We start from the raw sequence: 23090 nt of genomic DNA, 5'->3' as shown, positions 1-23090 counted from the left end.
GCTTGACAGCCGTCATCAAAAATTAGATTGAGGATTTTGTGCCGCAGACTTGGCACTTTGAATCTTTACTCAGCTTAATCGTACGCCATTCCATCGCCAGCGCATCTAGTAATTGCAAACGGCCTTCCAGACTCTTACCAATGTTCATTACAAGCTTCATCGCTTCAGCCGCTTGCGCGGTACCGATCATGCCGACCAGCGGAGCAAATACGCCATTCTCAGAGCAACGCATTTCTGTATCAGAACCATCATCTGGAAACAAACAGTGGTAACAAGGACTAGCTTCATGCCTAAAATCAAATACGGTAATTTGACCTTCAAAACCAATCGCTGCACCTGAGACCAACGGTTTTTTATATTGGTGACAAAGCCGATTAAGGGCATAGCGTGTAGCAAAATTATCTGAGCAATCTAACACCACATCGGCAGCACTAATTAAAGCAGCCATGCTGGCTTCAGTCGACTTTTCTTGTACCGTATTCACAACTACTTCAGGATTAATCGACTGTATGGCTTGCTGAGCAGAAAGCGCTTTATTGATACCCACTGAGGATGTGGTGTGGATGATTTGACGCTGTAAATTAGTTAAATCCACCTCATCAAAGTCACAAATCGTTAGAGTGCCGACACCGCCCGCGGCCATGTACAAAGCAGCTGGCGAGCCTAGTCCGCCAGCACCGACTATCAGCGCATGGCTTTTGGTTAGTAACTCTTGGCCTTCATAAGCGATAGAAGGAAGCAGAATATGGCGGCTATAGCGGAGGAGCTGATTGTCATTCATCTATAGAATTTTACCAGCAAGCGTTAGTCAGACTAAACAGATTCTTATGCATCATGCAAATAACTCTGAATCTCATCCAAGAGATGGCTTAACGCTCACTTGGGTTCGTTTGGCAAAAAGCATATTTTAATGAGTAATTTACATAGAAAATTGCTGTAAGCTAATGCTAGTCTTCAATTCCAAAGGATTGGCTTTGTTTTTTCTAGGGAGCTATTTTTTGGGTATTTTTAAATGAGAACTAGTCCGTTTTGTAAAACAAGGGCTAATTCTCACCCTCAGGAAGATACTCAAATAGATCCTGTATTCCGCAGTCCAGAAAAGCACAAAGCTTGTTTATGGTATCCATTTCAACTCGACTAGCAGTCTCTTCATAAAGTAGCGTAATTGCATTTCTATGAACACCTACAGCCCTAGCTACATCAGCAACCCTTAATTTTTTCTCGCCCATGATGCGAGACAAATGACATTTAATCAAAAAAACTCCTTTTTCATTCTGAATGAAAATAAGTATTGCTGAGTGCAATATTTTCATCTAGAATTACATTTAGAATGAAATTTGTTTATGCAAAGTAACAATTATTCATTTTACATTAATTCCAACAATCGGGAGAAAAGAGATGACTAATAGACGTGCAAGGAACTATGAGTGGGCGACGGTGGCATGTGAGGGAGCTTCTTATGATGTGTGTATATGCATGGTATTTGAGCAGATCGATGAGATCAGACCTGTGGATAGCGAGATCAATATCATTGAGCTGATGGATAGGAAGAGTATTGAGTGGATGTATGAGAAGGCTATGGAAGAAATTAACGCCAATTTAAATGCGCCCCACTTCAAAGACATGTCTCAGCTATCGTATTTGATTGATGAGGGGATTGAAGGTCCTGTTCTAGATGACAAGGCGGCTTGAGGCGGAGGGAAATGATGATGCATTACACAGAACTGAGGAAGATCAACGTCAATGACTATATCGAGCGTAAGAATGGCTTAGCTTACTTGTCATGGTCTTGGGCAGTGGATCAACTGCTGCAACTTGATGAGAGTGCGAGTTGGGAGTATGCAGAACCTAGGATCTTTGGTGAGACCATGATGGTGTTCTGTACGGTGCATGCCTTTGGTAAATCCAGAACAGCGCAGTTGCCGGTGATGGACTTTAGAAATAAGGCGATTCATAACCCTGATGCGTTCTCTGTGAATACGGCAATGCAAAGATGCTTAGCCAAAGCGATATCACTCCATGGACTCGGGATGTATATCTACGCAGGGGAGGATCTTCCCATGTCAGAGATGAAAGAGACCAAGGAGGAAGAGCAAGAAATAAATAAAGCGAAAGAGATTAAGGCCCCTAGAGACTCGATTACCCCAACGGCAGGCGCACTAGAAGAATTTAATAACGATGAGAAAGACTTACTCGCAAAAATCGCTGAGGAAGTGACTGAGCTTGTACAACTTGAAGAATTAAGGCTCGCGCATGAACGATGCGAGATGCTAGAAAACGATGAGAAAGTGGGACTTTGGAGTTTGCTGGATAGTAGGACGAGAAGTGCACTGAAGAAGTATAAGAAGGTTTAATGCCCAGCTTTTTCTGCCGTAAGGGCTTTTAGCATGTCCGCAATCTCCCACTCGCAGCCACCGCAACCCGAGAGCGCACCCGTTCGACGAGAGATGGCCTCGGCATCGAGGCCCTGCTCAAAAAGGAGACGTACCTTTGCGCGCGTGGTCCCGCTGCACATACAAATAACCTCATCCTCATCGTTAACTTTATTTTCACTCATGTCATGAAATTCTATATGCAAATCCGTTGCCCATCCATCAATTCAACGAATAAGGCTTAAGGTAGTCAAACCAATTCACAAAACAGGTTCGCGCGATCAACTCATTGAAATAATTTAGGGTTTTTGGGGTGACTGATGGGGCTCGAACCCACGACAACCGGAATCACAATCCGGGACTCTACCAACTGAGCTACAGCCACCATAAAACTGGATTTGTATGGCCTGCCCGACAGGAATCGAACCTGTAACCCCCAGCTTAGAAGGCTGGTGCTCTATCCGGTTGAGCTACGGGCAGATTGTCGGACAATCTTAATACAAATATTGGGACAAAAACTGGTCGGGGTGGAGAGATTTGAACTCCCGACATCCTGCTCCCAAAGCAGGCGCGCTACCAGGCTACGCTACACCCCGAGGGGCGAGATTATCTCGCATATTATTCTAAAGGTCAATTCTAATATTGGCGAATAGCCTGTTAAAATACTATTTTTTTACATGCCCCTCAAAATATAAATCTATGTCGGCTCAAATTATTAGCGGTAAAGCAATCGCGGAGGACATGCTCAACGGCATCAAGTCACGCATCAGTCAACGTTTAAGTGCTGGCAAGCGCGCACCATCTCTCGCAGTGATCTTGGTTGGCGGCGACCCTGCATCGAGCATCTATGTAAGAAACAAACGATTGGCCTGCGAGAAAGTCGGCATCAATTCGATCGCATATGATCTGGCCTCAGATATTAAAGAAAGTGAATTATTTGCGCTCATCCAAAAACTAAACGAGGACGACACGATCGACGGCATCCTGGTGCAGTCGCCTTTACCGCCTCAAATTGATGAGAAGTTAATTATTGAGCATATCAGTGCAAGTAAAGACGTGGATGGCTTCCATCCATATAACATTGGTCGCTTAGCTGTTCGCCAACCCACCTTACGCTCGTGCACGCCTTTTGGGGTGATCAAGATGCTCAATAGTGCAAACATCAATATTAAGGGCTTAGATGCAGTTGTTGTGGGCGTTTCTAACCATGTAGGCCGCCCGATGGCACTTGAGCTTTTACTTGCAGGGTGTACGGTGACTTGTTGTCATCGTCATACTAAAGACTTACAAGGCAACATTGCACGCGCTGATTTAGTAGTGGCTGCCGCAGGCAAAGCTGGCTTAATTAAAGGCGATTGGATCAAACCTGGTGCTATCGTCGTGGACATTGGTATTAATCGTTTAGATAATGGCACCATCTGCGGTGACGTTGATTTTGAAACGGCAAAAGAGCGTGCCGGCTGGATTACGCCTGTACCAGGTGGCGTTGGGCCAATGACAGTGGCCACACTCATGGAAAATACATTATTAGCCATGGAGTTACGTGGCGTATAAATAACAATTATGATTGATTTAACAACTTTGCATACATTAAGCAATACGTGTACACTTTGCACCGCCTTAATTTTATGTTAATGGCAGTTAAGTCAATCATCATTTAAATCTTCAAGGGTCACATGGCTGAAATCTCAAAACAATTTGTTCCTTATGTAGCAACTGCTAATGAGGAGTACATGAATGATAAGCAACTTGCGCATTTCACAGCGATTTTGACTGAATGGAAGAACGAATTAAGTCATGACATCGACCGCACAGTGCACACGATGCAGGACGAAGTGACGATGTTCGCAGATCCAAATGATAGGGCTAGCCAAGAGTCAGACATGACTTTAGAACTACGCAATCGTGACCGCGAACGTAAACTGATTAAGAAAATCGAAAGCACTTTAAGAAAGATTAGTGAGCACGAGTATGGTTATTGCAATGGCTGTGGTATCGAGATTGGTCTAAAACGTCTTGAGGCTCGCCCAACAGCTACCCTATGTATTGACTGCAAAACCCTAGATGAGATGCGTGAGAGACAAGTCGCCAAATAATTAGCTTCTTCGTAAAAAAACAAAAAGGCCCGATTGCTCGGGCCTTTTTTTTATTCACTGCCGTTATTACAAATTACTCGGCAGCTGGTGTTTCTGCAGCAACTGGTGCATCAATCAAAGCCTTCATGCTTAGACGCACACGGCCCTTCTCATCAGCCTCAACTACTTTAACTTTAACGATTTGACCCTCTTTTAAGAAGTCGCCCACAGCATTCACACGTTCGTGTGCAATTTGTGAGATGTGCAACAAACCATCTTTACCTGGTAGCAATGAAACAATTGCACCAAAGTCTAATAGTTTAATCACTGGACCTTCGTAAACTTGGCCGATTTCAACTTCAGCAGTAATCGCTTCAATGCGTCTTTTAGCTTCTTCGCCTGCTTCAGCACTTACGCAACCAATTTTGATTGTACCGTCATCTTCAATATCAATCGTCGCGCCAGTTTCTTCAGTCAAAGCACGAATAACAGCACCGCCTTTACCAATCACATCACGAATCTTCTCTGGGTTGATTTTCATCGTGATGATACGTGGTGCAAATGCTGACAATTCAGTACGTGAAGTATCCATTGATGACTTCATGATACCCAAGATGTGCATACGGCCTTCTTTAGCTTGTGACAATGCCACTTGCATGATTTCAGCAGTAATCCCTGTAATCTTGATGTCCATTTGAAGTGCAGTAATACCTTCTTCTGTACCCGCTACTTTAAAATCCATGTCGCCCAAGTGATCTTCATCACCTAAGATGTCTGTTAACACAGCTACACGGTTACCTTCTTTAATCAAGCCCATTGCGATACCAGCAACGTGTGATTTAACTGGCACGCCAGCATCCATCAACGCCAAGCAACCGCCACACACTGAAGCCATTGAGCTAGAACCGTTTGATTCTGTAATTTCAGAAACGATACGGATGGTGTAACCAAAGTCCTCTTGTGAAGGAAGCGCAGCAATCAAAGCACGCTTAGCTAAACGGCCATGGCCGATTTCACGACGTTTTGGAGTACCAACGCGGCCTGTTTCGCCAGTCGCGTATGGAGGCATGTTGTAATGCAACATGAAACGGTCGTTATAAGCACCTTCAAGCGCATCAATTGTTTGCTCATCACGGCCTGTGCCCAATGTCGCTACAACCAACGCCTGTGTCTCACCACGCGTAAACAATGCTGAACCATGGGTACGTGGCAACACACCTGTACGGATCGTAATAGGACGGACTGTTCGAGTATCACGGCCATCAATACGCGGCTCACCGTTCAAGATTTGGCTACGCACAACTTTTGCTTCTAAATCAAAGAATGCTGATTTAATTTCGTTCGCTTCTTGTGTAGAAGTTTCTTCAGTAATCAACTCAGCCATGACGCGATTTTTGATTTCGTCTAACTTCGTAGAGCGCGCACCTTTTGATTTGATTTGGTATGCAGCGTTAATGTCTGCATTCGCGATTGCTGTAACTTTTTCAATCACTGCTGTATTTGGCGCTGGAGGTGTCCAGTCCCAAGCTTCTTTAGCAACTTCAGCTGCCATCTCATTAATCATGTTAATCACTGCTTGCATTTGCTCATGGCCAAATACAACAGCACCCAACATGACATCTTCTGGCAACTCTTTCGCTTCTGACTCAACCATCATCACAGCACTTGCAGTCGCTGCAACCACTAAATCCAACTCAGTCTCTTTCATTTGCGTTGCTGATGGGTTGATGATGTATTCACCATCAATGTAACCAACACGTGCAGCACCTAGTGGGCCGTAGAAAGGAATACCTGAAATTGCCATCGCTGCTGATGCACCGATAATGGCAGGAATGTCTGGATCGATTTCGCTATCTGATGACATCACAGTAGCAACAACTTGTACTTCATTGTAAAAAGCTTCTGGGAATAATGGACGCAATGGGCGATCGATTAAACGTGATGTCAGTGTTTCTTTTTCTGAAGGACGGCCTTCACGTTTGAAAAAGCCACCTGGGATTTTACCTGCAGCGTAGGTACGTTCTTGGTAATCAACAGTCAACGGGAAGAAGTCTTGACCCGCTTTAACTTCGGTTTTACCAACGACAGTGACCAATACTGCTGTGTCGCCATAAGTCACCATCACAGCGCCATCTGCTTGGCGTGCAATTTCACCTGTTTCTAAGGTGAGCTCATGCGCACCGTATTGAATACTCTTTTTTACTTTATTAAACATTTGTCTTCCTTTTTCACATTAATGCGCATTATTTACAACCCTAATAATGCGCAACGATAGATGGCATGACGCCACTTTGGTACAACAAAAAAGCCAAAAGCACCACGCGCTTGCGTAATGCTTCTGGCTTTTTATTCAACTGCAAAAATCGTATATCGCTTTTTGCAAAAACTTACTTACGAATACCTAAGCGCTCAATCAAGACTTGATAACGGCTTAGATCTTTACGTTTTAAATAGTCCAACAAACTACGACGTTGACTAACCATCGCTAGCAAACCACGACGTGAGTGATTGTCTTTTTTGTTAGATTTGAAATGTTCTGTTAGGTAGGTGATACGTGCAGTTAACAATGCAACTTGCACTTCTGGACTACCTGTATCTGCTGGAGCGCGCTGAAAGTCTGCGACAACTTTAGCGGTATCTTGTGTGGTCATTGCCATCTTTTATTTCCTTTAAGTTAGCGTCAATGTAAAAGCAGGGAATCCGCTCATACATTCATTTACGACTAGGGTCGGGATTCTATCTCTAAGCTTGTGATTTATCAAGCAGAATTAAGAAAAATCTCGCATTAAGCGCTTAGGTGCGATTTTTCCATCGTCCTGTAAAAATCCCAATCCAAGAAATCGTGAATTTTCATCAAACAAACGGATTTCACCATGCGGAATTTGTCCTGAAACCCACACGGCTTGGCCTTGCATGAGATAGTGTGCGGCATCGCCATTTAGGGTCACTGCTGGTAAATAAGCAATGGCAGAGTCAATTGGCAAAATTAAGCTCTGCAAAGACTCGACAGGCGTGTTTTTAATTCTCTGTTCTAGTTGCTCAAGCGTAATCGCATCAGCTAACTGATAGCCCGCCGTTTCAATTCTTCGCAAACCGATTAAGTGAGCACCACAACCAAGCGCGTTGCCAATATCTTCGGCTAAGGTCCGAATATAGGTGCCTTTACTGCAATTCACCGTTATTTCGGCAACATCAGCATCAAAACGATGAATGGTGATGTCTGTGATGGTGACCTGCCGTGATTGGCGCTCAATATCAACCCCTTCACGCGCATACTCATACAAGGCCTTGCCTTCGAACTTCAACGCTGAATACATCGGTGGGACCTGGCTGATTTCGCCGATAAAAGATTGGCAGACGGACTCAAGCTGCTGGCGAGTAAAATTCACATCACCGGTCGCAATTACCTCACCCTCGGCGTCGCCCGTTGTTGTCGTGGCGCCAAACTTTACGGTTGCTATATAGGTTTTATCTGCATCAGTCACGTATTGTGCAAACTTAGTCGCCTCACCCAAGCAAATAGGTAGCAAGCCAGTTGCAAGCGGATCTAATGTGCCGGTGTGCCCAGCTTTGGCTGCTTGGAACAACCATTTTACTTTTTGTAAGGCTTGATTGGATGAAAAACCGATGGGCTTGTCGAGCAACAACACGCCGTTGATATTGCGTTTAACTCTTTTGAATTGCGCCATTTGGCAGATTTAAATTCTGAAGAGAATTATTCTTTAGGACTATCTGCCAAAGCTTGATTGATGAGGCGTGTTAATTTCATGCCATTATCAATCGAAGCATCGTAGACAAAATGAAGCTGAGGGACTGTGCGAAGCAACATACGCTTAGAAAGCTGACTGCGTAAGAAGCCAGCGGTCTTTTCTAAACCTTTTTGTAGCTCAGCTGCGGATTTCGCGTCCTGTTCAGCCGTACTGTAATAAATCTTTGCATGTGCCATGTCACCAGTAACTTCAACTTCCGTCACCGTAACCATCCCCACACGTGGATCTTTTACTTCAAACTGAAGCAAATCCGCTAACTCACGGCGCATTTGCTCAGCCACACGGTCGCTTCTTGCGAAATCTTTAGCCATTAGAGCGTTCTAGCCACTTCAACAACTTCGTAGACTTCTAACAAATCACCCACTTCAATGTCGTTGTAGTTCTTCAATGACAAACCGCACTCGAAGTTAGATTTCACTTCTTTAACATCATCTTTGAAGCGTTTAAGTGAATCGAGCTCGCCTGTGTGGATGATCACATCACCACGTAGCACACGAATCTTGGAGTTACGTTTAATTACACCATCTTGCACGTAACATCCAGCCACCGCGCCAACTTTAGAAATACGGTAAACCTCACGGATTTCAACCAAGCCAATGGCGCTTTCTTTCTTCTCTGGTGCCAACATGCCACCAAGTGCTGCTTTAATTTCATCCACAGCTTCGTAAATGATGTTGTAGTAACGTACATCAACGCCTGAGCTTTCGATCAGTTTGCGTGCGCCAGCATCTGCACGCACGTTAAAGCCAATCAATACAGCTTTAGAAGCAACGCTCAAGTTCACGTCTGATTCAGTCACGGCACCAACACCCGTGTGAATAATGTTTACTTTTACTTCATCTGTCGATAGTTTTTGTAATGAAGTAGCAAGCGCTTCATATGAACCTTGAACGTCTGATTTAATAATCAAGGCTAATGTTTTCACTTCACCTTCACCCATGTTTTCAAACATGTTTTCAAGCTTCGCTGCTTGTTGTTTAGCTAATTTCACATCACGGAATTTACCTTGACGGAACAAGGCGATTTCACGCGCTTTACGCTCATCGTTCAACACAATGACTTCTTCACCAGAGTTAGGTACATCTGAAAGACCTAAAATCTCAACAGGAATAGATGGGCCAGCCTCTTTAATATCATTACCCGCTTCATCCAACATTGCACGAACGCGACCAAAAGCGCTACCAGCGAGGATCATGTCACCACGTTTTAATGTACCTGATTGCACAAGAATTGTTGAAACAGGACCACGACCTTTATCTAGACGGCCTTCAATCACTAAACCTTTAGCTGGCGTGTTCTTAGGCGCCTTTAATTCAAGCACTTCAGCTTGCAGCAAGACAGCTTCTAATAAAGCATCAATGCCTTTACCTGTTTTTGCAGAGACTTCTACGAACATGGTATCGCCACCCCAATCTTCAGGCACCACTTCTTCAGCAACAAGTTCTTGCTTCACGCGCTCAGAATTAGCATCCGGCTTATCAATTTTATTCACTGCTACAACGAGTGGCACACCTGCAGCTTTTGCATGGTGAACGGCTTCAATGGTTTGTGGCATCACGCCATCATCTGCCGCCACGACCAAAATCACAATGTCCGTTGCCTTAGCACCACGTGCGCGCATTGCAGTAAATGCTTCATGGCCAGGGGTATCTAGGAAAGTGACCATACCGCGATCTGTTTCAACGTGATAAGCGCCAATATGTTGTGTGATACCGCCAGCTTCACCGGTCGCAACACGACTGCTACGAATATAATCTAGCAATGAAGTTTTACCATGGTCAACGTGACCCATGACGGTTACCACTGGTGGACGGGTCTCAAGAATCGCTTCAGCGTGCTCGGTATCATCCAAGAATGTTTCTGGATCATTCGCGGCTGCCGCCTTGGCTACGTGACCCATTTCCTCAACGATAATAATAGCCGTCTCTTGATCCAGGACTTGGTTAATGGTCACCATCATGCCCATTTTCATGAGCGCTTTAATTACTTCACCTGCTTTAACCGCCATTTTGTGCGCTAAATCAGCCACAGTAATCGTTTCAGGTACTAACACCTCATGAACGATAGGTTCTGTTGGCGCATTAAATGCATGCTCAGCATCATCATCTTTATGAGATTTTGATTTGTTCTTTTGACCGCGCCAGCCCTGGTTCATCCCAGTGTCGCCACGCGTCTTGATCCCACGTTTTTTATTCTCAGCGTCAGCCCACTCTTTGTTTTTGTTGCTCTTTTTAGCTGTTTTATCTTCAGTCTTTACACCCTCTTTAGGCGCTGGCTTATGTAGCGTACCTTCTGAAAGTTTTTTGGCAGCAGCGGCAGCATCCGCAACCTTTTTAGCTTCATCTTCTAGGCGCTTTTGCACTAGCTCTTGCTTTTTACGCAAGTCCTCCATCTGCATTGCCATTAATGTTGCATGACGTTTAGCTTCATTCGCACGCTGTGCGATTTGCTCTGGAGAAAGCAAACTTGGTTTAACTGATTTAACCGCTTGTGGAGTCTCTTCGACGATTACTGGAGCTTCCTCCAAGACCTCAACAACGACAGGCACTTCTACTTCAATAATGCTTGGTAGTTCTTCAACGACTTCAGGCACAACAGTTACCTCAGCTTCAGTAACGATTGGTGCTTCCTCGATAAGATCCACAACAGGCACTTCCGGCTCGACCGTTTCATCAGTACGAACCAATACGCGCTTTTTACGAACCTCAACCTGAATGGTTCGGGCTTTACCTGAACTATCTGTTTTTTTGATTTCCGTGTTTTGCTTACGCATTAAGGTAATTTTATTTTTAGGTGCCTGCGCACCATGCTCTTTGCGTAGGTAGTCCAGCAACAAGGTTTTATCTTGTTCGGACAACTGGTCACTTGATGCAACTTTGCTGACGCCAGCACTTTTCAACTGCTCTAGCAGAAGCTCGGCCGGCAAGCCTAACTCACTGGCAAATTGTAATACGCTTGTCTGTCCCATCTGTTACTCCAGTCTATTCTTTACGCAACCACTCAAAATACTCATTACTTCGGCGATAAATTTTTTACAAATATTAATCTGATGCTTAGGCAAACCATGGCGCACGCGCTGTCATGATCAATGTTTTTGCACGCTCTACATCCATATTGGTTAATTCAACCAAATCATCAACAGCTAGATCAGCTAAGTCGTCCATGGTAGACACACCTTTTGATGCAAGTAGATGCGCTGTTTCTTCATCCATGCCATCCATACCAAGCAAATCAGCTGAGGCTTCATCAACTTTTTCTTCTTTAGCAATAGCGTCGGTGAGCAAAGCAGCTCTTGCACGTTTGCGAAGCTCATTAATGGTGTCTTCGTCGAACGCTTCAATTTCTGACATTTCTGCCATTGGCACATAGGCAATTTCTTCTAGTGTACCGAAACCTTCTTGCACCAAAATATCTGCGACTTCTTCATCCACATCTAGTTTTTCAATGAAAATTTGACGTGTTTTGGTATATTCTTCCTCGCTCTTTTTCGCTGCTTCATCGATAGTGAGAATGTTGAGTGTCCAACCAGTGAGCTCTGATGCTAGGCGTACATTTTGACCCATACGGCCAATTGCTTGTGCCAATTGCTCTTCATCCACAACAACATCCATGCTATGTGCATCTTCATCCACGACAATGCTAGAAACTTCAGCAGGCGCCATTGCATTAATGACAAATTGTGCCGGCTCCATAGACCACAACACGATATCAACACGCTCACCTGCAAGCTCACCCGTTACAGCTTGTACGCGTGAACCACGCATACCAACGCATGTGCCTACTGGATCTAGACGCTGATCATTTGCTTTAACAGCAATTTTTGAACGCAAGCCAGGATCACGCGCCGCAGCTCTGATTTCAAGCAAGCCGTCTTCAATTTCAGGCACTTCAAGTTCAAATAAGCGAATAATGAATTCAGGTGCAATCCGCGACAAAATTAATTGAGGTCCACGACCGCTACGTTCTACACGTAGCAAGTAAGCTCGCACACGGTCGCCTACGCGTAGATTCTCTTTTGGAATCATTTGATCACGCGGTAAGAGCGACTCAATACGTCCTACCTCAATAATAGCATTCCCTTTTTCCATACGTTTAATCACACCGGTGACTAAAAATTCTTTACGTGCTAAAAAGTCTTCAAGAATTTGCTCACGCTCTGCTTCACGTACTTTTTGAAGAATAACTTGTTTCGCTGCTTGTGCTCCAATACGACCAAATTCAACGGACTCTAGTGGCTCTTCAAAAGTATTTACTTCAGAAATTAGCTTACCTTCAGCACGTTCATCATCTGCATACATTTGTGCGCCGGGGTTTTCAATGGCTTCATCATCAGTTAACAAGGTCCAACGTCTAAACGAATCGTACTCTCCTGTATCACGATCAATTTGTACGCGTACGTCTGCGTCATCCGTGAAGCGTTTTTTGGTAGCTGAAGCTAATGCGTACTCAAGTGCGCTAAACACAACTTCTTTGTCTACGTTTTTTTCGTGTGCTAGTGCATCTACCAATAATAAAATATCGCGACTCATTTTAATCTCCGCTTAAAAATTTGATCCATCAACAACAATACAAACTATTAAAACTCAGGGGCTAAGCGTGCTTTATCAATGTTATTAAGATCAATTTTAATCAGCACACCTTCAACATCAATGACCAGATCGCCGTCATCAACCCCTTTTAGTACGCCAATAAAATTCTTTCTACCATCAATTGGCATTCTTACTTTCACCGATGCTTTGGATTCAACAAACCTAACGAAGTCAGCTTCTTTTTTCAGAGCACGATCTAGGCCAGGAGATGAAACCTCCAATCGGTCATAATCAATATCGTTTTCAACAGCTAATACATTACCAAGTTGATTGCTCACAAGTACACAATCATCAATTGTGATGCCTTCAGGCTTATCGATAAATAGGCGTAATAATTTACCGCGGTTGGAGACTTCCAAATCCGCTAATTCGTAACCTAGCTGCGTTACCGTTTTTTCAATTAATCCGTATAAATCTGCCAATTAATCTTTCCTGTTCCAAATAATTACTTAAGCATCAGAAACAAAAAATGGGCTTAATGCCCATTCATTTTTATTATCAACCATTTAGCGCAATGGTTAGCGTTTGTCACAAACAAAAAAGCCCACGATTGTGGGCTTTTAAGTAGTGCTGTTATGAACATAACAACACTTCGTATAAAGAGTCTGGCGGTGACCTACTTTCGCATGCACGAAGCATACTATCATTGGCGCAGAATCGTTTCACGGCCCTGTTCGAGATGGGAAGGGGTGGTTCCAATTCGCTATGGCCGCCAGACATAACCGTGATTTCTTGGGAGCCAAGTAATCGTTAAGCTGTCGTGAGCAATTGCTTGCTCAGCGAGTAAAACATGTTTGTTTTTCACAAACTTGTCTTAAACAAATTGGAAGAAGTAAAGATTATTGGGTTGTTGCAATTGATTACATTGCTTTAGAACAACCTTAATTTGAATCTCATCAAGAGATCAAGATTTAAGGTTATAGGATCAAGCCTCACGAGCAATTAGTATCGGTCAGCTTAACGCATTACTGCGCTTCCACATCCGACCTATCAACGTCCTGGTCTCGAACGACTCTTTAGTGTGCTTAAAGCACAGGGAAGTCTCATCTTGAGGCAAGTTTCACGCTTAGATGCTTTCAGCGTTTATCTCTTCCGGATTTAGCTACCCGGCTATGCCATTGGCATGACAACCGGTCCACCAGAGATCCGTCCACTCCGGTCCTCTCGTACTAGGAGCAGCCCCCCTCAAACTTCCAACGCCCACGGCAGATAGGGACCAAACTGTCTCACGACGTTTTAAACCCAGCTCACGTACCACTTTAAATGGCGAACAGCCATACCCTTGGGACCGGCTACAGCCCCAGGATGTGATGAGCCGACATCGAGGTGCCAAACTCCCCCGTCGATATGAACTCTTGGGAGGAATCAGCCTGTTATCCCCAGAGTACCTTTTATCCGTTGAGCGATGGCCCTTCCATACAGAACCACCGGATCACTATGACCTGCTTTCGCACCTGCTCGACCTGTCCGTCTCGCAGTCAAGCAACCTTATGCCATTGCACTATCAGTACGATTTCCGACCGTACCTAGGTTACCTTCGCACTCCTCCGTTACTCTTTGGGAGGAGACCGCCCCAGTCAAACTGCCCACCATACACGGTCCCCGATCCGGATTACGGACCTAGGTTAGAACCTCAACAACATCAGGGTGGTATTTCAAGGTTGACTCCACGAAATCTAGCGACTCCGCTTCAACGTCTCCCACCTATCCTACACAAATCTTGTCAAAGTCCAATGTAAAGCTACAGTAAAGGTTCATGGGGTCTTTCCGTCTAGCCGCGGGTAGATTGCATCTTCACAAACATTTCAACTTCGCTGAGTCCCGAGAGGAGACAGTGTGGCCATCGTTACGCCATTCGTGCGGGTCGGAACTTACCCGACAAGGAATTTCGCTACCTTAGGACCGTTATAGTTACGGCCGCCGTTTACCGGGGCTTCGATCAAGAGCTTGCACCCCATCAATTAACCTTCCGGCACCGGGCAGGCGTCACACCCTATACGTCCACTTTCGTGTTTGCAGAGTGCTGTGTTTTTATTAAACAGTCGCAGCCACCTTTTCACTGCAACCCCATCGGCCTTCGAGAGTAAATCTCTACAACCTACCGGGGCGCACCTTCTCCCGAAGTTACGGTGCAAATTTGCCGAGTTCCTTCTCCCGGGTTCTCTCAAGCGCCTTAGAATTCTCATCCTGCCCACCTGTGTCGGTTTGCGGTACGGTTTTAATATGACTGAAGCTTAGTGGCTTTTCTTGGAAGCATGGTATCAATCACTTCAGCACCTAAGTGCCTCGTTATCACGTCTCAGAATTGACCTCCCGGATTTGCCTAAGAGATCTCCCTACTCGCTTGAACCAACTATTCCAACAGTTGGATGACCTAACCTTCTCCGTCCCCACATCGCATCATATTAAAGTACAGGAATATTAACCTGTTTCCCATCAGCTACGCATCTCTGCCTCACCTTAGGGGCCGACTCACCCTGCGCCGATGAACGTTGCGCAGGAAACCTTGGGCTTTCGGCGAGGGTGCTTTTCACACCCTTTATCGCTACTCATGTCAGCATTCGCACTTCTGATACCTCCAGCATTCCTCACAGAACACCTTCGCAGGCCTACAGAACGCTCTCCTACCATGCATATAAATATGCATCCGCAGCTTCGGTTACGTGCTTAGCCCCGTTACATCTTCCGCGCGGGACGACTCGACCAGTGAGCTATTACGCTTTCTTTAAAGGATGGCTGCTTCTAAGCCAACCTCCTGGCTGTCTGTGCCTTCCCACTTCGTTTTCCACTTAGCACGTCATTTGGGACCTTAGCTGGCGGTCTGGGTTGTTTCCCTCTTGTCCACGGACGTTAGCACCCATGGACTGTCTCCCGTAATTGAACTTCTCGGTATTCGGAGTTTGCAATGAGTTGGTAAGTTCTTGTGAACCCCCTAGTCATAACAGTGCTCTACCCCCAAGAGTTATATACGAGGCACTACCTAAATAGTTTTCGGAGAGAACCAGCTATTTCCAAGTTTGTTTAGCCTTTCACCCCTATCCACAGCTCATCCCCAAATTTTTCAACATTTGTGGGTTCGGACCTCCAGTACCTGTTACGGCACCTTCATCCTGGCCATGGATAGATCACTTGGTTTCGGGTCTACACCCAGCAACTAGACGCCCTATTCGGACTCGCTTTCGCTACGCCTCCCCTATCGGTTAAGCTTGCTACTGAATGTAAGTCGCTGACCCATTATACAAAAGGTACGCAGTCACGGAACAAGTCCGCTCCCACTGTTTGTATGCATACGGTTTCAGGATCTATTTCACTCCCCTCCCGGGGTTCTTTTCGCCTTTCCCTCACGGTACTGGTTCACTATCGGTCGATTACGAGTATTTAGCCTTGGAGGATGGTCCCCCCATGTTCAGACAAGGTTTCTCGTGCCCCGCCCTACTTGTCGTTACCCTAGTTCCACACACGGGATTTCGTATAAGGGGCTATCACCCTCTATGGCCGGACTTTCCATTCCGTTCTACTATCGCATGTGCTAAAAATAACAGGCTTTTCCGGGTTCGCTCGCCACTACTTCCGGAATCTCGGTTGATTTCTTTTCCTCGAGCTACTTAGATGTTTCAGTTCACTCGGTTCGCCACCACTCCCCTATATATTCAGAGAGGGTTACCCTTGCGGGTGGGTTTCCCCATTCAGATATCTACGGATCAAAGCTTATTTGCCAGCTCCCCGTAGCTTTTCGCAGGCTATCACGTCTTTCATCGCCTGTAATCGCCAAGGCATCCACCATATGCACTTATTCGCTTGACCCTATAACGTTAAAACCTGAGCCCTTTTTAAACTCAAATCATGCGGCAAGGAGTAAATTTGCCAGTTATAGGTTTTCTAAAGCACTACATCACCACATACCAAGCTAGATATATGGCAACTTGAGTTAACCGTTTATTACTTAACTAGTTAGAGAACTAGTCAGAACTTACGTATTAAAACATTTCGATTTTGCAATCAATTACTACCCATTTGAACACATCACACTCATCACAAATGCGTGTGTTCTCTTTACTTCTTCCATTTTGTTAAAGATCAATACTAAACGTCAAGACGCTAGTCCTTAATACTCATCAAGCAATTCGCTCAATCAGCACTAACGACTAATTTCTTACACTAAATAAATGGTGGAGGATGACGGGATCGAACCGACGACCCCCTGCTTGCAAAGCAGGTGCTCTCCCAGCTGAGCTAATCCCCCAGATTTTCAATACACATATAAAATCTGGTGGGTCTGGTTGGACTCGAACCAACGACCCCCGCCTTATCAAGACGGTGCTCTAACCAGCTGAGCTACAGACCCTCTAAGGCTTTATCTGTTTCAAGATATCTTAAGGACCAATCATTTAGTGACGCTCTTTTTTAAACAACCGATAAGTGTGAATGCTTGCAGCCATAGGCTTCTCTAGAAAGGAGGTGATCCAGCCGCACCTTCCGATACGGCTACCTTGTTACGACTTCACCCCAGTCATGAATCCCACCGTGGTAATCGTCCTCCTTGCGGTTAGACTAACTACTTCTGGTGAAACCCACTCCCATGGTGTGACGGGCGGTGTGTACAAGGCCCGGGAACGTATTCACCGCGACATGCTGATCCGCGATTACTAGCGATTCCGACTTCATGCAGTCGAGTTGCAGACTACAATCCGGACTACGATCGGCTTTCTGGGATTGGCTCCCCCTCGCGGGTTGGCAACCCTCTGTACCGACCATTGTATTACGTGTGAAGCCCTGGCCATAAGGGCCATGAGGACTTGACGTCATCCCCACCTTCCTCCGGTTTGTCACCGGCAGTCCCATTAAAGTGCCCAACTAAATGATGGCAATTAATGGCAAGGGTTGCGCTCGTTGCGGGACTTAACCCAACATCTCACGACACGAGCTGACGACAGCCATGCAGCACCTGTGTTACCGTTCTCTTTCGAGCACTAAAGCATCTCTGCTAAATTCGGTACATGTCAAGGCCAGGTAAGGTTTTTCGCGTTGCATCGAATTAATCCACATAATCCACCGCTTGTGCGGGCCCCCGTCAATTCCTTTGAGTTTTAATCTTGCGACCGTACTCCCCAGGCGGTCTACTTCACGCGTTAGCTGCGTTACTAAGAGATTTTACTCTCCCAACAACTAGTAGACATCGTTTAGGGCGTGGACTACCAGGGTATCTAATCCTGTTTGCTCCCCACGCTTTCGTGCATGAGCGTCAGTATTAGTCCAGGGGGCTGCCTTCGCCATTGGTATTCCTCCACATCTCTACGCATTTCACTGCTACACGTGGAATTCTACCCCCCTCTACCATACTCTAGCCTTGTAGTTTCAAACGCAGTTCCCAAGTTGAGCTCGGGGATTTCACATCTGACTTACAAAACCGCCTGCGCACGCTTTACGCCCAGTAATTCCGATTAACGCTCGCACCCTACGTATTACCGCGGCTGCTGGCACGTAGTTAGCCGGTGCTTCTTATCAAGGTACCGTCATTATCACGAGTTATTCGCTCGTAACGTTTCTTCCCTTGCGAAAGAGCTTTACAACCCGAAGGCCTTCTTCACTCACGCGGAATGGCTGGATCAGGCTTGCGCCCATTGTCCAAAATTCCCCACTGCTGCCTCCCGTAGGAGTCTGGACCGTGTCTCAGTTCCAGTGTGGCTGGTCGTCCTCTCAGACCAGCTACTGATCGAAGCCTAGGTGAGCCTTTACCTCACCTACTAGCTAATCAGATATCAGCCGCTCCATTAACGCAAGGTCCGAAGATCCCCTGCTTTCCCCCGTAGGGCGTATGCGGTATTAGCCAACCTTTCGATTAGTTATCCCCCATTATTGGATACGTTCCGATATATTACTCACCCGTTCGCCACTCGCCACCAAGAGCAAGCTCTCGTGCTGCCGTTCGACTTGCATGTGTAAAGCATTCCGCCAGCGTTCAATCTGAGCCAGGATCAAACTCTTCAGTTTAATTCCTAACTATTACTTGTGACCCCAATAAAGGGATCGGTATGTCGCTTTTGCTTTATTTACTCAAATGAATCTAGGTTGTCGACATTGTCTATTGCTAAACAATGTTTATTACAAAGTTTCATTCAAGGTATAAGCATTTGTATCTTGAGCGTTCACGTTCCGAAGAACCAGTGAACTTGCCAGCTACAAACACTCACACCTATCGATTGTTCAAATTTTTAAAGAGCGGGTATTACTAAATTCTTTCTACTTCGCCAACCCAGAATCTTGTTCCGCGTTAGCAACGAGAGGGGCGCATTATACAGACCTGGTAAATTTGGTCAAGAGCAAAATCAAACAATTTATCACTCTTCATATTGCTTCCCGCCTCGTGTTCGAAGCGAAGGGCGCATTTTACAGAACAATAAAAACCGGTCAATAGGAATATGGCCTTTTTTACAAAGTAATTACATTTAAATTAACTTATTGTGACCCGGGCAAACTTTCGCTTACCAACTTGCGCAACGACTTCACTACCTTTATTCAATTGCTGATGCTTGTCAGTGACTTTTTCACCATCTAGTTTTACGCCACCCTGCTCAATTGCTCGCATGGCCTCAGAGGTACTGGCCACTAAGCCAGCTTGCTTTAATAGTTGTGGCACAGAGATACTTGCTTCTGTAATTTCAATCGCCACTTCAGGCACTTCATCTGGTATGCCGCCTTTTGAGCGAAGCTCAAAATCCTTGAGCGCCTCTTCAGCCGCCTCTTGATTATGAAAGCGCGCAACAATCTCTTGGGCAAAATGTACTTTTGTATTTCTTGGATTTGCGCCCGCAGCGATTTCCGCTTTCCACTTAGCAATCGTTTCTAATGACTCAAATGATAATAACTCTATATAACGCCACATCAGCTCATCAGAAATTGACATGATTTTGCTGAAAATCACATTGGCAGGCTCAGCAACACCAATATAGTTGCCTAACGATTTAGACATTTTGTTGACGCCATCCAAACCTTCTAACAAAGGCATGGTAAGAACGCACTGCTGACTTTGGCCAGCTTGTTTTTGCAACTCACGTCCCATCAGCAAATTAAACTTCTGATCTGTTCCGCCAAGTTCTACATCCGCTTTAAGCGCAACTGAATCGTAACCTTGTAATAAAGGGTATAAAAATTCATGAATCGCAATTGGCTGATTGTTTTTGTAGCGCTTACTAAAGTCATCACGCTCAAGCATACGTGCCACAGTGTGACTAGCAGCCAACTTCAACATGCCGGCCGCACCTAATTCATTCAGCCAAGTAGAATTGAATACCACTTCTGTTTGCTCAGGCTTGAGTATTTTGAATACTTGGGCAGCATAAGACTTTGCATTTTCTTGCACTTGCTCAGCAGTGAGTGGTGGGCGTGTCGCGCTCTTACCCGTAGGGTCGCCAATCATGCCAGTGAAGTCACCGATCAAAAAAAGCACTTGATGACCAAGCTCTTGAAATTGACGCAACTTATTTAAAAGGACCGTGTGGCCCAAGTGCAAATCCGGTGCAGTTGGATCAAAGCCAGCTTTCACACGCAATGGCCGACCCGTTTTTAATTTTTCTACCAGTTCACTTTCAATCAAAAGCTCATCACTTCCGCGTTTGATTAGCGCCAGACTTTGTTCTATCGATACTGAATTTGATGTCATCACTAAAAGCCTATATATATTGTTATCACCGGCACCACTCCACCCCAAAACTTCACGAAAAATCACTTTTCTGTTAGCATCGCCCCTCACATATTAAGTATCAAGGTGGCGTCGGTGCAGAGTAACGAGCCCAACAATCTAGAAAATTCTAAACCGCGTATTTTAACGCAAAAAACCTCAAACCAAGCACGAAAGCTTGATTTGCGTTGGATTATTGCGATTTCTTGCTTACCATTATTAGGGATTGCGACGGCATTCGGCATTGCACCACAAACCCTCACGGACAATATTCCGGTTGAAACCATTGTGGAAGAGGTTGCGCTTCCTCAGCTTGAGGCACTTTCAAGCTTGAACGCTATTAAAGAGTATTTCTGGGTGACCGAGACCATCCGTCGTGACGATACGCTTGTGGCTCTGCTAAAAAGACTCAACATTCGCAATGACGACGCAATTGAGTTCTTACGGACCAATCACGATGCAGACGCTTTAGCATCGCAGCTTAAACCGGGACAAAGCGTTCGCGCACAAACAAGCGGAGCGGGCAAACTAATAGCGCTTGAGTATCAATTCAACAACACTCATCTATTAAGTGTGACCAATTCAGACTCTGGCTATATCGCTAAAACACACGAAATTAATTTCAACAAACATACCGTACTCAAATCTGCCACCATCAAAAACTCACTCTTTGGTGCAACAGATGCGGCAGATATTCCTGATTCGGTTGCCATGCAACTTGTCGACATCTTCTCAACAGACATCGACTTTCAAACAGACCTTCGTAAAGGCGATCGTTTGGTCGTCGCTTATGAGGCTGAGTATAGTGAAGGTCTCCAAGTAAAAGCAGGGCAAGTGTTATCCGCTGAATTCACCAATGATGGAAAAACATACAGCGCTTTCATGCACAAAGATCCTGCTGGGAACGTTGCTTATTACACGCCTGACGGCAAGAGCATGCACAAGTCATTTTTGCGCTCACCCTTGGAGTTTTCACGCATCAGTTCGGGGTTTAGTACAGGTCGTTTACATCCCCTCTTACAAACCATGCGCGCTCACAAAGGCGTAGATTATGCCGCACCTATTGGCACCCGAGTGAAAGCTTCTGGTGACGGCGTCGTAGAGTTTATTGGTTCGAAAGGTGGATACGGAAACGTCATCGTCTTACAACACCAAAACAAAATCAGTACCGTTTACGGGCATTTATCAGGATTTGCACATGGCTTGCATCAAGGAAAGAAAGTATCCCAAGGCGAAGTCATTGCATTCGTTGGGATGACGGGTTTAGCCACTGGACCACATTTACATTATGAGTTCTTGCTTAATGGCGATCACCGTGACCCAGTCACAGTCGCCCTGCCCTCGGCGGAGCCAATTCCTGCCAATTACAAAGCAGCCTTTTTAGCGCAAAAAGCTGAATATTCAGCGCAATTGAATTTATTACGCGCAAGCAACGTTGCTTCTATTGATTAAACTAAGCGAGCTGCAAAATTAACGCGCAAGGTCTATGGATTGGGTTAATGTCAGGCACCAGCCTAGATGGTGTTGATGCCGTGCTCACTGAATTCACCCAGGCTTCAGACCAAACGCTACAGTCGCGCGTGATCAACGTTCACTCACTCCCTTTCAATCAAGATCTACGAGAAGAGCTCCTCTCACTGCACGAAAGTGGTCCTAACGAGATCGAGCGAACAGCGCTCGTAGGGAATCAATTGGCAAAGCTCTATGCACAAGCCGTAAACGGCCTGCTCGAAAAAACTAACATTAATCCTGCTCAAATATCAGCCATTGGTTGCCATGGGCAAACCATTCGACACAGACCTGAGCTTGGCTATACCATCCAAATTGGCAATGCAGCCTTATTAGCCGAATTAACCGGAATCACTGTTGTTTCAGATTTTCGTAGCCGAGATATCGCAGCAAATGGACAGGGTGCTCCCTTAGTTCCAGCTTTTCATCAGGCGGTTTTCGGACACCCTAATATCAATCGCACCATTATCAATATTGGTGGCATCGCCAATCTGAGCGTATTAAATACTGGGCAAGAAATTATTGGCTTTGATTCTGGTCCAGGCAATATGCTGATGGACGCATGGACAGAAATGCATACTGGTAAGCGTTATGATGAATCGGGCAACTGGGCCATGACTGGCCAAGTGATTGATCGATTACTTTCTAAATTATTAGCACATGAGTTTTTTACCCTTCCACCACCCAAGAGCACAGGCAGAGATCTCTTTAATATTGAATGGTTAAAATCCCACCTCAATGTCAATGATCTGCCACAAGATGTTCAGCGCACATTATTAGCCTTTACAGCACACTCGATTGCGGATGCTGTTCAAAAACATGCCCCCAATACTGAGGAAATTTACCTGTGTGGTGGTGGCGCTTTTAATCAAGCCCTCATTCAACACTTGCGACATTTGTTGCATCCTGTGAAAATTGAGCCCACTGATATTTTAGGTATCCATGTGAGCGCCGTTGAAGCAGCTGCTTTTGCTTGGCTTGCAAGACAATCGTTACTCAAAGCACCAGGCAATTTACCTTGTGTAACTGGCGCAGATGGATTGCGCATTTTAGGCGCGATTTATGCTTGTTAATGTATTAATAAAACCATTGATTGA

The 23090-nt window shown here is 45.3% G+C and carries 17 protein-coding genes, 5 tRNA genes and 3 rRNA genes; 6 read left to right on the top strand and 19 right to left on the bottom strand.

The genetic code is table 11. The features are described from left to right. Positions 1-22 precede the first annotated feature (22 nt). Positions 23-781 carry a HesA/MoeB/ThiF family protein gene (locus tag BN1209_RS00335; RefSeq protein WP_045750454.1) on the bottom strand — a complete coding sequence of 253 codons (759 nt, stop codon included), beginning with the start codon at positions 779-781 and terminating at the stop codon, positions 23-25. 262 nt (positions 782-1043) lie between these two features. After that, on the bottom strand, positions 1044-1313 hold the full coding sequence (locus BN1209_RS00330; RefSeq protein ID WP_197539014.1) for a helix-turn-helix domain-containing protein: 270 nt from the start codon (positions 1311-1313) through the stop codon (positions 1044-1046). 85 nt (positions 1314-1398) lie between these two features. Between BN1209_RS00330 and BN1209_RS00325 the strand changes: the two genes are divergently transcribed. Further along, the gene (locus BN1209_RS00325) at positions 1399-1692 is read left to right on the top strand and encodes a hypothetical protein (RefSeq protein ID WP_045750453.1); all 294 of its coding nucleotides are present in this window, start codon (positions 1399-1401) and stop codon (positions 1690-1692) included. Between the two features lie 11 nt (positions 1693-1703). Beyond that, on the top strand, positions 1704-2354 hold the full coding sequence (locus tag BN1209_RS08835; protein ID WP_052661056.1) for a Sak single strand annealing protein: 651 nt from the start codon (positions 1704-1706) through the stop codon (positions 2352-2354). Here the strand turns inward: BN1209_RS08835 and BN1209_RS00315 are convergent. The 4 genes from BN1209_RS00315 to BN1209_RS00300 all read right to left on the bottom strand — a co-directional run bounded on the left by BN1209_RS00315 (position 2351) and on the right by BN1209_RS00300 (position 2968). Further along, on the bottom strand, positions 2351-2515 hold the full coding sequence (locus tag BN1209_RS00315; protein WP_320408770.1) for a (2Fe-2S)-binding protein: 165 nt from the start codon (positions 2513-2515) through the stop codon (positions 2351-2353). The two genes, BN1209_RS08835 and BN1209_RS00315, sit on opposite strands and share 4 nt — an antisense overlap. A 166-nt stretch (positions 2516-2681) precedes the next feature. Then, a tRNA-His gene (locus BN1209_RS00310) sits at positions 2682-2757 on the bottom strand. Positions 2758-2775: 18 nt separating this feature from the next. After that, positions 2776-2852: transfer RNA gene (locus tag BN1209_RS00305), tRNA-Arg, on the bottom strand. Positions 2853-2891: 39 nt separating this feature from the next. Further along, positions 2892-2968, bottom strand: a tRNA-Pro gene (locus BN1209_RS00300). A 103-nt stretch (positions 2969-3071) separates the two neighbouring features. Here BN1209_RS00300 and folD point away from each other — a divergent pair. Beyond that, the gene (gene folD, locus BN1209_RS00295; protein WP_045750452.1) at positions 3072-3926 is read left to right on the top strand and encodes a bifunctional methylenetetrahydrofolate dehydrogenase/methenyltetrahydrofolate cyclohydrolase FolD; all 855 of its coding nucleotides are present in this window, start codon (positions 3072-3074) and stop codon (positions 3924-3926) included. Positions 3927-4048: 122 nt separating this feature from the next. Then, positions 4049-4468: an RNA polymerase-binding protein DksA gene (gene dksA / locus BN1209_RS00290; RefSeq protein ID WP_045750451.1), complete on the top strand. Its 420-nt coding sequence runs from the start codon at positions 4049-4051 to the stop codon at positions 4466-4468. A gap of 73 nt (positions 4469-4541) precedes the next feature. On the opposite strand, the gene pnp is transcribed toward dksA, so the two are convergent. The 13 genes from pnp to tyrS all read right to left on the bottom strand — a co-directional run bounded on the left by pnp (position 4542) and on the right by tyrS (position 20466). After that, entirely contained in the window at positions 4542-6662 is a 2121-nt protein-coding gene (gene pnp, locus BN1209_RS00285) for a polyribonucleotide nucleotidyltransferase (RefSeq protein ID WP_045750450.1), read from the bottom strand. 172 nt (positions 6663-6834) lie between these two features. Further along, the gene (gene rpsO, locus BN1209_RS00280) at positions 6835-7104 is read right to left on the bottom strand and encodes a 30S ribosomal protein S15 (RefSeq protein ID WP_045750449.1); all 270 of its coding nucleotides are present in this window, start codon (positions 7102-7104) and stop codon (positions 6835-6837) included. A 111-nt stretch (positions 7105-7215) separates the two neighbouring features. Beyond that, positions 7216-8136 carry a tRNA pseudouridine(55) synthase TruB gene (gene truB / locus BN1209_RS00275; RefSeq protein ID WP_045750448.1) on the bottom strand — a complete coding sequence of 307 codons (921 nt, stop codon included), beginning with the start codon at positions 8134-8136 and terminating at the stop codon, positions 7216-7218. Positions 8137-8162: 26 nt separating this feature from the next. Further along, complete coding sequence (gene rbfA / locus BN1209_RS00270) at positions 8163-8528, bottom strand: 30S ribosome-binding factor RbfA (protein WP_045750447.1); 366 nt, start codon at positions 8526-8528, stop codon at positions 8163-8165. Continuing rightward, positions 8528-11185, bottom strand: a complete 2658-nt coding sequence (gene infB / locus BN1209_RS00265) for a translation initiation factor IF-2 (protein WP_045750446.1) — start codon at positions 11183-11185, stop codon at positions 8528-8530. The genes rbfA and infB overlap by 1 nt, the downstream gene beginning before the upstream one ends. A gap of 85 nt (positions 11186-11270) precedes the next feature. Further along, entirely contained in the window at positions 11271-12746 is a 1476-nt protein-coding gene (nusA, locus tag BN1209_RS00260) for a transcription termination factor NusA (RefSeq protein WP_045750445.1), read from the bottom strand. 47 nt (positions 12747-12793) lie between these two features. Next, positions 12794-13228, bottom strand: coding sequence for a ribosome maturation factor RimP (gene rimP, locus BN1209_RS00255; protein WP_045750444.1), 435 nt, complete (start codon positions 13226-13228; stop codon positions 12794-12796). 181 nt (positions 13229-13409) lie between these two features. Further along, positions 13410-13523, bottom strand: a 5S ribosomal RNA gene (rrf, locus tag BN1209_RS00250). A 204-nt stretch (positions 13524-13727) separates the two neighbouring features. After that, positions 13728-16610, bottom strand: a 23S ribosomal RNA gene (locus BN1209_RS00245). Between the two features lie 363 nt (positions 16611-16973). Next, positions 16974-17049, bottom strand: a tRNA-Ala gene (locus BN1209_RS00240). A gap of 25 nt (positions 17050-17074) precedes the next feature. Beyond that, positions 17075-17151, bottom strand: a tRNA-Ile gene (locus BN1209_RS00235). Positions 17152-17257: 106 nt separating this feature from the next. Further along, positions 17258-18797 (bottom strand): 16S ribosomal RNA (locus BN1209_RS00230). Together the 16S, 23S and 5S rRNA genes with 2 tRNA genes alongside form the textbook arrangement of a ribosomal RNA operon. 460 nt (positions 18798-19257) lie before the next feature. Continuing rightward, positions 19258-20466 carry a tyrosine--tRNA ligase gene (tyrS, locus tag BN1209_RS00225; RefSeq protein ID WP_045750443.1) on the bottom strand — a complete coding sequence of 403 codons (1209 nt, stop codon included), beginning with the start codon at positions 20464-20466 and terminating at the stop codon, positions 19258-19260. 114 nt (positions 20467-20580) lie between these two features. Here tyrS and BN1209_RS00220 point away from each other — a divergent pair, with 114 nt between their 5' ends. Together BN1209_RS00220 and BN1209_RS00215 are read left to right on the top strand one after the other, a co-directional pair. Then, on the top strand, positions 20581-21936 hold the full coding sequence (locus tag BN1209_RS00220; protein WP_082048440.1) for an OapA family protein: 1356 nt from the start codon (positions 20581-20583) through the stop codon (positions 21934-21936). Between the two features lie 47 nt (positions 21937-21983). Continuing rightward, entirely contained in the window at positions 21984-23066 is a 1083-nt protein-coding gene (locus BN1209_RS00215) for an anhydro-N-acetylmuramic acid kinase (protein WP_231855132.1), read from the top strand. Positions 23067-23090 lie beyond the last annotated feature (24 nt).

It is taken from the genome of Candidatus Methylopumilus turicensis, assembly GCF_000953015.1.
In the GTDB taxonomy this organism is placed as follows: domain Bacteria; phylum Pseudomonadota; class Gammaproteobacteria; order Burkholderiales; family Methylophilaceae; genus Methylopumilus_A; species Methylopumilus_A turicensis.
The sequence above is the reverse complement of the archived record's forward strand: the minus strand, read 5'-3'. Positions and strand labels throughout refer to the sequence as shown.

What these genes read in the sequence shown, in the direction of transcription:
- dksA (WP_045750451.1), top strand. Translation starts at nt 4,049, where the DNA reads ATGGCTGAAATCTCAAAACAATTTGTTCCTTATGTAGCAACTGCTAAT.
- BN1209_RS00330 (WP_197539014.1), bottom strand. Translation starts at nt 1,313, where the DNA reads ATGAAAATATTGCACTCAGCAATACTTATTTTCATTCAGAATGAAAAA.
- BN1209_RS00335 (WP_045750454.1), bottom strand. Translation starts at nt 781, where the DNA reads ATGAATGACAATCAGCTCCTCCGCTATAGCCGCCATATTCTGCTTCCT.
- infB (WP_045750446.1), bottom strand. Translation starts at nt 11,185, where the DNA reads ATGGGACAGACAAGCGTATTACAATTTGCCAGTGAGTTAGGCTTGCCG.
- BN1209_RS00215 (WP_231855132.1), top strand. Translation starts at nt 21,984, where the DNA reads ATGTCAGGCACCAGCCTAGATGGTGTTGATGCCGTGCTCACTGAATTC.
- rpsO (WP_045750449.1), bottom strand. Translation starts at nt 7,104, where the DNA reads ATGGCAATGACCACACAAGATACCGCTAAAGTTGTCGCAGACTTTCAG.
- BN1209_RS08835 (WP_052661056.1), top strand. Translation starts at nt 1,704, where the DNA reads ATGATGATGCATTACACAGAACTGAGGAAGATCAACGTCAATGACTAT.
- truB (WP_045750448.1), bottom strand. Translation starts at nt 8,136, where the DNA reads ATGGCGCAATTCAAAAGAGTTAAACGCAATATCAACGGCGTGTTGTTG.
- rbfA (WP_045750447.1), bottom strand. Translation starts at nt 8,528, where the DNA reads ATGGCTAAAGATTTCGCAAGAAGCGACCGTGTGGCTGAGCAAATGCGC.
- tyrS (WP_045750443.1), bottom strand. Translation starts at nt 20,466, where the DNA reads ATGACATCAAATTCAGTATCGATAGAACAAAGTCTGGCGCTAATCAAA.
- pnp (WP_045750450.1), bottom strand. Translation starts at nt 6,662, where the DNA reads ATGTTTAATAAAGTAAAAAAGAGTATTCAATACGGTGCGCATGAGCTC.
- folD (WP_045750452.1), top strand. Translation starts at nt 3,072, where the DNA reads ATGTCGGCTCAAATTATTAGCGGTAAAGCAATCGCGGAGGACATGCTC.
- nusA (WP_045750445.1), bottom strand. Translation starts at nt 12,746, where the DNA reads ATGAGTCGCGATATTTTATTATTGGTAGATGCACTAGCACACGAAAAA.
- BN1209_RS00325 (WP_045750453.1), top strand. Translation starts at nt 1,399, where the DNA reads ATGACTAATAGACGTGCAAGGAACTATGAGTGGGCGACGGTGGCATGT.
- BN1209_RS00315 (WP_320408770.1), bottom strand. Translation starts at nt 2,515, where the DNA reads ATGTGCAGCGGGACCACGCGCGCAAAGGTACGTCTCCTTTTTGAGCAG.